Source organism: Aporhodopirellula rubra (assembly GCF_014192335.1).
In the GTDB taxonomy this organism is placed as follows: Bacteria; Planctomycetota; Planctomycetia; order Pirellulales; family Pirellulaceae; genus Rhodopirellula; species Rhodopirellula rubra.
Genome location: NZ_JACHXU010000048.1, coordinates 1 through 13,211, shown reverse-complemented (window position 1 = coordinate 13,211; position 13,211 = coordinate 1). Strand labels below are relative to the sequence as shown.

The window sequence follows — 13,211 nt, the reverse complement described above, 5'->3', positions numbered from 1 at the left end:
TCCGGTGATGCCGCACCATCTCTCCTGCCAAAAATATCTGAGCCAAGCGCCCCTGCTGCCGCCTGATTCATTGAACCGGGCTGTGAACGGTTACCGTCAGGGGCCCAACAAGCGGCTCAATCAACATGGTATTGATGAGGTCGTTTTTCGTCAGTTGCTATGCATGCGACTGATGTTCGCGAACTCGACGATCCGCGAGCACGTCCAAGTGAGCGGACCTTAATGAAGTCAGAAGTCGATGCACGCGATCGGTTGATTCATGCCGACGTGATTCATGCCGACACGGACTCCCGCTGCTACTCCTCGTTTCCCTCGCTGAGCACGACACCGGAGGCAATGAACGAGATGCCCTGTTGTCCTCGAGTGTCGATCATGACCGTTTCCACGATCGGCTGGTTAACTTCCGTACCCGCCTTCCACTCGACGATGAAACTCGCACCGCTGCCGCCCGTTTTGTCGTTACGTTCGATGACAAATTCAGTTGCCGCTAAGGGGGCGAGTTTGAGTGGCTTTTTCAACATCGATCGTAGTTCTTTTCCGCCGGTGTCAAAATAACGCACCGAGGTGACGACGATCTCATGTTCAACGTCCGTGTTCCGGATGTTCAACGTCACCGTCAGGAAATAGGGCTCACCTTCTTGATGGTAGACATGCGAATACGCAGGCACATACAGTCGCTGGCCCTCGACGGGGTGCCACGGCATGACATCGATTTCCATCCGTGCGTCATCCCGGACGCTAGGCTCCTGAGGTGGTATGCCGGCTTCAAAGGAGCGAAACCGGAACTCGATAAACAGCACCAACAGGACGATCGGCACGATGACGAACAGGAAAAACACCAATTTAAATTGGCGATAGATCATCTCAGTCTTTTCTTCCGAAATCCGATTCGACATGAGCGGTTGACTGTGTTGGGAGGGATCGATCATTCAGGAGCCGACGACATGTTTACGCATTTCTCAATTCAGGCAAGGCCCATGGCGTCCAATTCGCTTCGGCAGGCCGAAAGAGTTCGTGTTTCCTTTAGTGAAGCCCTGTTTTGAGATCCAAGACGAAGTAGCAAATCGTGGTGATGAGGACGACGCCGATCAAGTTCAACGCGAACCCGGTTCGTGCCATCTCCCGCACCGTGATTCGCTCGGATCCAAATATGATCGCGTTAGGAGGCGTGGCCACAGGTAGCATGAACGCACAGCTAGCCGACAGCGCCGCGGGAATCATCAAGACCGCCGCATCGTATCCGGCCCCGGCCGAGGCGGCACCCAAGATCGGCATGAGCAGCGTGGTCGTGGCCGTGTTGGATGTAAATTCGGTCAGGAACGTCACCGTCAAACAAACGATCGCCATCAACAGCGCCGGATGCAGGTCCTTAAGAAGTGTCAGTTGCAGCCCGATGCGCTCGGACAGCCCTGACAGTTCCGCGGCTCGCGCGATCGCAAGTCCCCCGCCGAACAGGATCAAAATGCCCCAGGGGATATCGCGAGCCGTCTCCCAGTCGAGCAATGTCTCCGAGCGTCCCTTCTCATCGACCTCACCACTGGGGATCAAGAACATCAACACGACGGCCCCAAGCCCCACCGTTGCGTCGTGAGTCATCGGCACATTGAGCCACGTCGACCAACCACCGGCGGGACCAGTTCGGGTGATCCAAAGCACCGCGGTGGTCGCAATGATGGCGAGGACGCGGCGCTGCGCGGACGTCCAAGGTCCCATGCTCTGCAATTGCAACTCCGCCGCGCCTCCAAGACCTCTCGTCAGCCAGTAGCCCGTCACCAATAACATGGCCACCGTGATCGGCACGCCGATTTTCAGCCACGAGAGGAAATCGACCGTTTGCGACGTTTGCAGTTCATAGATCGACACGAACACACCGTTGGGCGGCGTTCCGATAATCGTCGCCATCCCACCAATACTCGATCCGTATGCGACCGCCAACAATAGCGGCGCGACTAGCCGTTTGTCGGTCTGTTCCTGCAACAACGCGATCGCGACGGGCAACATGATCAACGCGGTTGCGGTATTGGAAATCCACATGCTGCAGAACGCCGGGGCGAGCATGAACCCCAACACGATGCGTCGCTGAGAACTCGTGCCGAGAATTCGCATCATCCCGTGAGAGACTCGCAGGTGCGTCGCCGATTTCTCCGCCGCTCGCGAAATCATGAAACCCGCTAGAAACAACAGTACAAATTTGTCCCCGTAAGCGCCGGCCAATTGCGTGTGATCGAGAACGCCGGTAAATGGAAACACGACAAACGGGACGAGCGACGTTACCGGAATCGGAACCGCTTCGGTGCACCACCATACGCCACAAAGGCAAATCACTGCGGCTGTCATTGCGGCTTCATGAGAGAGCGCAAACGAGAACAGGCACAGGCAATAAGCGAAAGCCGCGAGGGTCAAACCGATCGTAAGGGCGATCGCGCGGAAGTCGGAAAACAATGCGTCGCTCCAGTCGAAAGCGGGCGAATCGGCGTCGAGAAACGCCGATTCTACCCATTCCCGCTACCCGCGTGGTGAACCTCCTCACCTCAGACCAATGAGGAAAAAAGCCACTCGTGCGTTTAGGGATCGCACGCACGCATATTCGGAATGTTTCGCCGCAACACGCGTGCCGCTTTACAAGTTTAGCGCAGCGGTTTGAACCAACGGAAATTGATCGGACTGCCGTTGCTGATGTGGCTGCTGCCGAAAACCGATGTGGGAACGCGGTGGCAAATCTCGGGAAGTTCGTTGTTTTCGCGGCTGCCGATCCGATATGCGTAACGCCCTAGATAATCTCTTTGATCGGATCACCGTCGTGGGCGATCGTGAACGGACGGCCGCTCGGGGAATAGAACTCCTTGCGGATCGGCAGGTCCAACACGGTACCGATTGTCGCGTTGAAGTCCTCGACGCTGACCGGATCCATGTCTGCATAAAAAGCGTCGTCGTCGGTTTCGCCATAGACCTGACCGGCCTGGATGCCGCCTCCTGCCAAGACGCACGAGTAGGCCGCCGGGTGGTGATCGCGACCGGCACGTTCGTTCATTTTGGGTTTGCGTCCAAATTCGGTTCCCACGACCACGAGTGTGTCTTCGAGCAATCCTCGCTGCTCGAGATCTTCGAGCAACGCACTGAGTGCTTGGTCCAACGCGGCGCCCCGCTCGGTCATGTTTTGAACCAAGTCACTATGGTGGTCCCAACTGCCGTAGCCGACTTCGACGAAACGTACACCGTGTTCGATCAGGCGACGTGCGAGGAGACATCCACGGCCGAGTTTCGAGTTTCCGTATTTCTCGCGAACCTGTTCGGATTCCGCCATCACATCAAACGCAGCGAGATCCTTACTGCGTAGAAGACCGATCGCGTCGCGGTAGAGTTCATCGTATCCGGACACTTCACGGTTTCCCGATGTACGAGAGCGGAACGAGCGATCAAACGTGCCCGCCAATTTCATCCGACGGTCAAACAGTGAGTTGGTCATGTAGTCCGGAGACTTTGTGTTTTCGAGTCCCTTGTTGGGATCGCCGACCGGTACGGGAGCGTATGCGGTACCGAGGTAGCCCGGCCCCTGTCCGCCACCGACCTGCACACTCGCGGGCAACGATTGGTGCATGCGTCCGTGAACCTTGTGCATCCACGATCCCCATCCCGGGTGCACCGTCGATGCGATTTCGCGATAATTCGTCCTCATCAAATATTGCCCCGGTCCATGAGCGCCTGTTGATGAGTTCATGGACCGAATCACGGCGAGCTTGTCGGCGGAGGCAGCGAGTTTGGGGAGGTGTTCGCTGAATTGCACACCGGGAATCTTCGTTTGGATCACCCCAGTTGGCCCCTGCATTTTGCTGTCCGGTTTCGGATCAAACGTATCCAGTTGGCTCATCGCCCCCTGCATGAACAAGTAGATCATCCGCTTGTTGCTCTTGCTCGAACCACTCGCCGAGGCCGCCGACGCGACGCTCTCGAGCCCGCCCAACAGGCTCACACCGAGACACGACTTCGCGATCGATTGGACGAACGCGCGTCGAGAGAGATCTTCGTTGTTTGAAAATTGCATTGGTGAGTTCCCTGGATGGTCGATTGAGACCTGCGTGTCGGCGAATGAAAGGTGGTCGGATCGGCAAACGCAGATCGACTATTGGATAAACAAGAACTCGCGCGTGTTCAGCAACGCCCAAATCACGTTGCCATAACCGGCCGCTTTCGACTCTCGAATTTCGCTGCTCGCAACGGACATCTCGTCCGACGTCGGCATGCGTCCGAGAATACTGAGGAAGATGATGCGGACACGATTGGTAATCCCCGCCGCCTGATCGACTTCCGTGTAAATTACCGAACCAGCTTCCAACATCATGTGCGTGATCGGGCCGTTGAACAACGCGAGCAATTGCGGAACCGTGCCTTCGGTCGAACCCTCCGAAATGATCTCGCGATCGCTCTGTCCGAACTGACGAAGGAAGTGTGCCGCCGGGAGTGGTTGTTGCAACTCGGACGCGCGACGAAGCGTTACGTTTTGGTATCGCTGCGTTCGCTCCTCTTGGTTCATCGCCGTTTGTGCCTCAGGCACTTTCTTCAGCACGGCCAAAATCTCGTCCTTGCTCGCATCGCCATCCAGATCCAAGGCCGCGATGTATTCCGAATCGTCCGGCCGTAGAAACGCCTCAGGCGACTTAATACTCAGCTTCAACAACGAGTCCCAGACTTGCTCCGCCGTCATCCGACGCAGTACCGGGCCGGGGAAATAGTACGGCTCGGCGGGATCATATCCGGCGTAGGTCACCTGTCGTTGATACGTCCGTGTATGAAAGATGATTCGCATGAATTCTTTCAAGTTGAAATCCAGACGAATCATCTCCGAGACCAAGAAATCCATCAACTCGGGATTCGACGGTTCGGTGTCGTCGGTGATCTCGTCCACCGGATCGATCACGCCGACGCCCATGGCACGTTTCCACATGCGGTTAGCGATCGTCAGTGCAAACCGAGGATTGTCTTTTGATGTCAGCCACAACGCGAACGCTTCCCGACGCGACTGTCCCGGTTCGAGTTTGGGCGTTTCGCCGAAAATCACTTTCGCTTTCGCGACTTCGCCCGGTTCCGCGTTGCTGTAGACATAGTCGAACGGATACTTCAGCTTCGCGTTGGGGACTTCAAAAACTTGGTGCCGGTTGGCGGCAACGAATTGCCGCAGACGCTGACCTTCTCTCGGATCGAGGCTCTCTCGGAGGGAGTTAACGAGTTTGTTGTCGGGGACGTTATCCGCTTTCGGTGGTGTGCCCGTTCAAACGCCGCGAGTTCATAAAACTCTTGCTGCGTCCAACGGTCAAACGGGTGATCGTGACACTGTGCGCAACCAATCTGTGTCCCCAAGAAATTTCGAACCGTGTTGTTGAGGTTGTCCAGCGGCATGCCTCGATCACGGAGCTTGTAACCGACCGCGGGATTTTCCCACGTTTTGCCTTCGGCGGTCAACATTTCGTAAACCATCTGATCGAACGCAACGTTGTCCTGAAAACACTCCTTCAACCAATCACCGTAGGGACGCAGGTACAGACGGTTCGATCCGGTATCGTTGAGCCGCAGGATGCTCGCCCAATAATTAAACAGATGGCTGGCGTAGCCCGGCTGGTTCAAAAGATGGTCTATCAGCAACGATCGCTTCTCGGGCATCTTGGATGCTAGAAACGTCCACGCCCGGCGTCCACGCGGGACACGGCCCGTGATGTCGAGATACGCGCGACGCATGAACTGCTCGTGCGATGACATCGGATTCGGTTCGATGCCTCGCCGAGCCAAATCGGCTTCGATGATCTCGTCAATCCGAGCCGCGGATCGGAGCACCTGTGACTTCGTACTCGGATCGACCGGAGCGATGTCGATCTCCACGACCGGCGTCTCCCGCTCGTTCGTCTTCGCGATCTGATTGTTCTTGGCACGTGCCTCGGCCCGCGCCGCCTCACGAGCCTTGCGTTCGTTCTCTCGCTTGATCGCCTGTTGTCGCTTGGTCAACCGCGGACCCGCCGCATCGACGTCCGCACAAACTGAAAATGCCAGCAAGCTTAGGAAAAGCCAAACCACGAACCGCTTCATAGATCGTTCGCCTACTCAAATGAGATAAATTGTCGCACCCGGATTCAATCGAAGCCCGCCTCATCGACAACGCACAAGGGGCGACCGCGAACCCGCAGAATCCGCAATAAAGTTAACAATAGTACCTTAAAGTACCCGCAACGCATTTTTACGACAAATTGTCGCAGATGCGAAAACTGAGCGTCGCCAGGTTCCAGTTGCCCGGCAAAATCGAGCCCGCATAGCCCACCCCGGTAGCGGACGTCGCCGAGACCCGCGGGGAGATCACGAGTGTGTACGTCGTGGTGAAGCGTTATTGATCGGTGCTGGATTTCGTCCGATTGGCGGCGTCAATCGTGGAACTGGCCAGTGGTCTGTGACAGTTTAATTTTAGGGTTGGCCGTATTAGGGTTGGCCGTAGTAGACGAGGCAACGAGTCCTTTGCATCCGTCGCATCAATCGGACTCGTTGTCTCGTCCACTACCAAAAAACCTTGTTGTCACAGACCAGTCGTCGCACCGCGACAACATTGGTCGCTGGCCCGCTTTCGGGAGCAACTAGACATCCATCAAACAACGCACGCCAACGAAGTCTAAGCGAGTCCGGCGCCCGCACCTCAGTCGCTCATTGTGCAAACGGGGCCCTAAAGCCCAGCGTCTTTCATCAGCATCTGCAGGTCCGCCCAAGCGGCTTTCTTGGCGTCCGGATTTCGCAGCAAGTACGCCGGGTGATAGATCACCAGCACTTTGCTGTCGTGATACTCATGGAATTTCTGACGCAGACGACCGATCGATAGTTTCGTCTGCAGCAACGCCTGAGAGCTGACCGCACCCAGGCAAATGATGTATTCCGGTCTCAGCGTTTGCAGTTGCGTCTCGAAAAATCCGCGGCAATTCGCGACTTCGCCCGGTTCGGGGTTTCGGTTGCCCGGCGGGCGGCATTTGACCGTATTCATCAGGTAAACGTCTTCCCGCTTCAGATGAATCGCCTCGATCATCTTGGTCAGCAATTGGCCGGCTTTGCCAACAAACGGACGCCCCGATTTATCTTCGTCCGCACCCGGGGCTTCGCCAAAGAACACAAACCGTGGTGCCGGACTTCCTTCGCCGAACACCGTTTGCGTCCGGCAACTCGCCAACGCTTTGCATTGGGTGCACCCCGCAACGGTTTGTGCGAGCGAGTCCAGCGCCGCGACCCGGTCAGCGATCGGCAGAGATTCACCCGCGTAGGGATTCGATCCGCCTGACACCGCGACCACGGACGGACGCGCCGGAGCCGCGGGGGCAACTGTCGCAGCAGTGTTCGGCACTGCCGGTACGGCCACGTTGGCGGCATTCACCACCGATCCATCGATCGGCGCCGTGTTCGCTGCCGCCTCATTCGCCGGGGCCACATTCGTCGGGGCCGCGTGTGATGGAGAATCCGCGGTCGTAGTTTCCTCCGCGACCGAGAACGCCTCGTTCCAATCCGCGACTCCCGCGTCACTGGGTTGCGGCACGAACCGAATCCCGCTGCGTTGGAGATGCCCGAGCAACTCGCCCGTGGCCTCGATAATCTCGTCTGCGGAGCGGAATCCGCCCTCGTTGGCGGGGGGAACGGTGGAGTTGGGGCTGGATTGGCTCAAATTGCTGATCAAAACCGAGTTTTCGTCACGTTCACGCCGCCATGGCATTCTGAAACTGCGACACAGAGTCTAACATGACGCATTGCCAAGTGTCGACTCAACCGATCACGCCATCCGGCCAGATCCGTGTTTCAAAATGGTAAGTGAGCCGCAACTGGTTCGAGGGCACACGTCCTGCGTCCCCGGAAGGCCGTGATAAAGAGGCCGATCGCCTCTGTTCGCTACTCCCGATTGCAACGCCTCGTAAGTTCCCGCAGCCAACGCAAACCGCCGCAGCCAAGCAAATACAGCCGCTGCCAAACGAATACGCTCGCAGCCAACCACCGACGGCTCACGCAGAACACAATCCAAGAATCCGATTGCCCTGACTGGGCATCCCTCGCTCTTTCCGAATCACTCGCTCCTCAACCCCGCCCCCCATGCCCGTTCCTCAAGTTGCCATCGTCGGCCGACCAAATGTCGGCAAAAGCAGTCTCTTTAACTGGTTGGCTCGACGCCGACTGGCGATCGTGGACAACTACGAGGGGGTGACTCGTGACCGCATGACGACCCTCATCGAGGCCGACGATCGGTACTTCGAGTTGGTCGACACCGGCGGAATGGGCGTCGTCGACGCCGACGATCTGACCTCCGACGTCAAACGCCAAATCGAAATGGCGATCAACACCGCCGACGTGATCCTGCTGGTCGTCGACATTCAAACCGGCGTGATGCCGTTGGACACCGAGGTCGTCGAACGACTGCGCGGCGTCGAACGGCCCGTGATTTTAGTCGTCAACAAAGCCGACCAAGATCACCAAGAAATTCACGCGGAGGAATTCCGATCGCTCGGACGTGGAATGCTGATCCCGGTCAGTACGATGCAAAACCGCGGACGCGATGACCTGATGCAAGCGATTGTCGATCGCCTTCCCGCCGACGACGAAACCATCGCCCCCGAATCGGCGATGAAAATTACCATCGTCGGACGCCGAAACGTCGGCAAAAGCACGTTCGTTAACACGCTTGCCGAATCCGACCGGATGATCGTCAGCGAAGTCGCCGGGACGACCCGCGACAGTGTCGACGTCAATTTCGAAGTCGACGGACAAACCTTCACCGCGATCGACACGCCCGGTCTGCGGAAACGCAAAAGCGTGCGGACCGACCTGGAATGGTACTCGTCCCACCGCGCCGCCCGCAGCGTTCGACGTGCCGACGTCGTGCTGATGTTCTTCGACGCCACGCAAAAGACCAGCAAAGTCGACAAGCAACTCGTCGGCTACGTGATGGAACATCACAAACCGGTCATCTTCGTGGTCAACAAATGGGATCTGTACTCCGGTCAGGTTCCGACCGAGCAATGGGTCAAATACCTGCGTCACCAATTCACGACGCTCTCGTATGCTCCCATCGCATTCATCACCGGCCAATCCGGCAAGAACGTCAAGACGCTGCTCAACCACGCCGCGATGCTGCACAAACAGGCTCAGTCGCGGGTCTCGACAGGTGAACTCAACCGTGTCGTGCGCGCCGCGATGGACGTGCATCCGCCGCCGATGTACCAAAACCGACGCCCCAAAATCTTCTACGCGACCCAGGTTTCGACCGAACCGCCGACGATCGTTTTGATGTGCACCGACCCGAACGCGTTCGGCCACGATTACCAACGCTACATCCTCGGCTGGTTCCGCGATCACCTCCCGTTCGGCGAAGTACCGATCAAGCTGTACTTCCAGAAACGATCGCGAGCGGAAGCAGAAAAACAGGACGGCCGCTCAAAATCGCGTTAACAACTTCGAATTATCATAGCGACGGGGCACACGAACGCCCTGCCATTCCGATGACCCGCTTCTTATGCGAGCGGAACCGGGCGAGCGATCCGTTGAGCCGCGAGTCCGCGACGCACGCATGGCGTTTTCATTCCCGTCGCCTTCCGTTTCGAGTCACCTTGCGACTCCGCACGACACCTCGGTCGACGCGAACCGATCTTGACCCAACTTGCCTAAATAGGCTATCTCGCAACGCGTTGAGATCGCGTACCCTCTTCCCAATCGGTCCACTCCCGTCGTCAATAGGCATGACGTGATATGCCCCGCGGACGTGGATGTTCGTTCTCGGAATCCTTTCCACGTCTTTTTCGGTCGATCTGATCGGCCTCTTATCTGATGCCAGGGACGGCAACATGAAACCAATACGAGCACTCGTCTCTCTCACGGTCTTTGGAATCATTGGTTTCCTGACCATCTCCTCCACGTCGGGCGCAAACACCGAGTCGTTACCGCCAACGACGCAGCGTCTGCAAGACAAAAGCGATGTCGTTGCCGCGGAGCTTCGAATCGCGATGCTCCAGGAAGAGCAATCCAAGACGGAAACACGACCCGACGAGGAATCCGATTCACCTCCCCCATCGCCGCCATCTGAAACGAATGAATCCAACGTCGATCTGCTCAAACAAATCGACGTCGTCATTGCGCAACAGAAAACCGCCAACTCGACGCTCCAAGATCTCCAGTCAAAGAAGCTCGAGCTTGAGGCACGGTTAAACCGGATCGACCTCGAAGGCGTTGACGAAGGTCCGCCGTACACGATCTTGCTGCTCGACGAGATCAACGATGCGTTGTCCGCCGCGAAGGGAAAGAGTGAGGCGTTGGACGCCACGGTTGCGGCAGCCCGCGCGGGAGTCGAGCGAGCAAAGAGCCGCGTCGACGATGCGGAAAAATCACGACGACAATGGCGCGAATCCGGTGGCACGGACATTGCCCCGGATGCCAAGACGTTCGACCTCGAAGTACAGCTCGCCAGTGAATCGCTCGTACTCAGTCGACAGCAACTCGCGATCGAGCAAGCCTCTCAGGAAGTCTACCGTCTCGGTACCCAGATCGATGAGAAACGCTTAGCCATCGTTCGGCCAAAAGTCATCTTTTCCAAACAATCACTCGACGCCAAGATCGCCGAACTTAACGTCAAAGAGAAAGACCTCAAACGTCGCCTCGCGTTGATCGCCTCCGAATTGGAATATGCGAAACAACGTCGTTTCACCGCGCGTCAGGAACTCGACGGCACCGTTGCCCCACCGCAGGACCTCGTCGAGCGTGTCGAAGCGTTGACGGTGATCGAGCGGACGGTGCAGGTCGAGCAAACGATCGTCAACCAACGCTTGCAGCGACTGCCGATGATCCGAACGTCCTGGCAACGGCGATATTCCGTCGTGTCCGGGAACGCCAAACGCGAGGACGAGAGAGAATGGCTCGACGAGACGAACGAGCAATTGCAGGAACTCGCCCGCGAGAAACAAATCAAACTACTTAAACTACTCGAGACACGTGAAACGCAAAGCTCCGTCGCCGCCCGCCTCGACGCTCTCGGCCCCGATGACACGGCCGTTCGCAGGTGGCTCGATTCGAGTTTTCAATCGCTGTCCAAACAGGTTGAGTTCTACAACAGCGGAATGCTGAGTCTCGACAGCGCCACGCGAACCCTCAATCGATTGCGTTTCGATATCGAAGGCGTGCAGGCACGCAGCATCCGCGAATGGATCGGCGACGGCTGGGCGTCACTCAGTCGCATCTGGAACTACGAACTGACCAATATCGATGACACGTCGATCACGGTCGGAAAAATTGCCAGTAGTTTGCTGTTCCTTCTGTTTGGCTACTTCGCCGCACGGCTGATCAGTAGCCTGCTGGGCAGTCGTTTGCCTCGCGTTGGAGTTGCCGAAGCAGGAGCGGCGGCAATCGAGTCGCTCGCGTTCTACTCGCTGATGACGCTTTTCGGACTCGCCGCCTTGCGTTACGCCAACGTGCCGTTAACCGTTTTCACTTTCCTCGGCGGTGCGATCGCGATCGGCGTCGGTTTCGGAAGCCAAAACATCCTCAACAATTTCATCAGTGGATTGATCTTGCTCGCCGAGCGACCGATTCGTGCCGGCGATCTCATCATGGTTGACGAAACCTACGGCAACGTCAAAGCGATCGGAGCCCGCAGTACGACAATACGAACGGGCGAAAACCTCGACATTATCATCCCGAACAGTAAGTTCCTTGAGAACAACGTGATCAACCTCACGCGCCGCGACGATCGCCTGCGAACGTCAATCGCCATCGGCGTCGCCTACGGATCACCACTCGAAGAAGTCATCCGCTTGCTCGAGTTAGCCGCCGCGCAGTGCGACGAGGTCAACGATCGCCCCAAACCGTTTGTATGGTTCAATGACTTTGGTGACAACGCACTCGCGTTTCAGTTGCACTTTTGGATCAACGCCCGAACCGTGTCCCAAATGCGCAAGGTCGAAACCGAAGTGCGATTAACAATCGATCGACTCTTTAGAGAAAACAACATCGTCATCGCCTTCCCCCAACGCGACCTCCACCTCCACTCAACCACCCCAATCGATTTCCGCCTAGTCGAAGACCAAAGAAAACCAGCCTAACCGCCCCGTCAATTCAAAGCCCAAACAAAACCACCAACCACCAACCACCACCCCAAAAAACAACCACCCCATAGTCGCCAAATTGCTCCGCCAATTTGATCCCCACAGCCTCCAACCACGTCCCCCCAAAAAACAACCACCCCAGGCCCAACGGGCCGACACAAAATCCCCCCACCCCCGTAGCTGACCGAGGCCCTCGGTCAGCCACCCACACCCATCAAGCCCCCGGCAGGCTCAGCCCAGCGCAACCTAACCTCTGCCCACCCCACAAAATAAACCAGCACCTCACCCCCAACCACATACCACCCCAAAACCAAAGATCAAGATTAAGATCAAGAACTAAACCCCAACCAACCGCCCCCAATACCAGCCACCCCCAGGCCCAACCAGCCACCCCATAGTCGCCAAATTGCTCCGCCAATTTGTCCCCACAACCTCCACCAAGAAACAACCACCCCCAGGCCCAACGGGCCGACACAACCAATGCCGGTGGCGTCAGCCACCGGATATTTCCAACAGAAAAATCCCCAAGGCCCAACGGGCCGACACAAAATCCACCCACCCCCGTAGCTGACCGAGGCCCTCGGTCAGCCACCCACACCCATCAAGCCCCCGGCAGGCTCAGCCCAGCGCAACCTAACTTCTGCCCACCCCACAAAATAAACCAGCACCTCACCCCCAACCACACACCACCCCAAAACCTAAGATCAAGATTAAGAGAAAGATTAAGACCAAGAATCAAACCCCAACTAACCCCCAGCAAGAGAACCACTCACTCACCAACCCCAGTGAGAAAAAGGTGTGCGGTACCGAAAAGCCGCAGCGGTACCGGCCACCTTTTCGTCGGCACCTTATCTCTTCGGACAAAGAAATCGCCCTAGCAACCTCGCCCCCGGCCGGCCGCGTTTGGTTGGCGGCATCGTTTGACAGTACTGTTTGGCGATTCGGTGTCCAGCATCGCCGGGCATTCACTCCGGATCACACAAAGATGACGTGCAACCCTGCCAGCTCACCTATCGGTTGAAAACAAACACGGTGCCGTCACGAAGCCGAAGCCCGCCTAACTGCTTCCTCTTCCCGCTCACGAACCAACCGATCCAGCGGACTAACCACCTTCGTCTC

The 13,211-nt window shown here is 57.2% G+C and carries 9 protein-coding genes; 3 read left to right on the top strand and 6 right to left on the bottom strand.

Translation table 11 applies throughout. From position 1 onward, the window contains the following. Positions 1-223 (top strand): hypothetical protein (locus FHS27_RS30870; RefSeq protein ID WP_221225505.1); only part of this gene is annotated, 223 nt, incomplete at its 5' end. Positions 224-296: 73 nt separating this feature from the next. Here FHS27_RS30870 and FHS27_RS30295 read toward each other — a convergent pair. From FHS27_RS30295 to FHS27_RS30275, 6 genes are all read right to left on the bottom strand, one after another. Further along, a complete protein-coding gene (locus FHS27_RS30295; RefSeq protein ID WP_246421358.1) occupies positions 297-896 on the bottom strand; it encodes a DUF3124 domain-containing protein in 600 nt (199 codons plus the stop codon). A 127-nt stretch (positions 897-1,023) separates the two neighbouring features. Next, positions 1,024-2,403 (bottom strand): SLC13 family permease, encoded by a 1,380-nt coding sequence (locus FHS27_RS30290; RefSeq protein WP_261363987.1) that lies wholly within the window; start codon positions 2,401-2,403, stop codon positions 1,024-1,026. Positions 2,404-2,770: 367 nt separating this feature from the next. Continuing rightward, complete coding sequence (locus FHS27_RS30285; RefSeq protein ID WP_009099443.1) at positions 2,771-4,042, bottom strand: DUF1501 domain-containing protein; 1,272 nt, start codon at positions 4,040-4,042, stop codon at positions 2,771-2,773. Between the two features lie 78 nt (positions 4,043-4,120). Continuing rightward, positions 4,121-5,056 carry a DUF1553 domain-containing protein gene (locus tag FHS27_RS31330; protein WP_315854760.1) on the bottom strand — a complete coding sequence of 312 codons (936 nt, stop codon included), beginning with the start codon at positions 5,054-5,056 and terminating at the stop codon, positions 4,121-4,123. A gap of 59 nt (positions 5,057-5,115) precedes the next feature. Next, positions 5,116-6,075 carry a DUF1549 domain-containing protein gene (locus FHS27_RS31325; RefSeq protein ID WP_246421355.1) on the bottom strand — a complete coding sequence of 320 codons (960 nt, stop codon included), beginning with the start codon at positions 6,073-6,075 and terminating at the stop codon, positions 5,116-5,118. Between the two features lie 622 nt (positions 6,076-6,697). After that, entirely contained in the window at positions 6,698-7,726 is a 1,029-nt protein-coding gene (locus FHS27_RS30275) for a uracil-DNA glycosylase (protein WP_184310130.1), read from the bottom strand. 371 nt (positions 7,727-8,097) lie between these two features. Here FHS27_RS30275 and der point away from each other — a divergent pair, with 371 nt between their 5' ends. Together der and FHS27_RS30265 are read left to right on the top strand one after the other, a co-directional pair. Then, positions 8,098-9,450 (top strand): ribosome biogenesis GTPase Der, encoded by a 1,353-nt coding sequence (gene der / locus FHS27_RS30270; protein WP_184310128.1) that lies wholly within the window; start codon positions 8,098-8,100, stop codon positions 9,448-9,450. A gap of 392 nt (positions 9,451-9,842) precedes the next feature. After that, positions 9,843-12,089, top strand: coding sequence for a mechanosensitive ion channel family protein (locus FHS27_RS30265; protein WP_184310126.1), 2,247 nt, complete (start codon positions 9,843-9,845; stop codon positions 12,087-12,089). Positions 12,090-13,211: the final 1,122 nt, after the last annotated feature.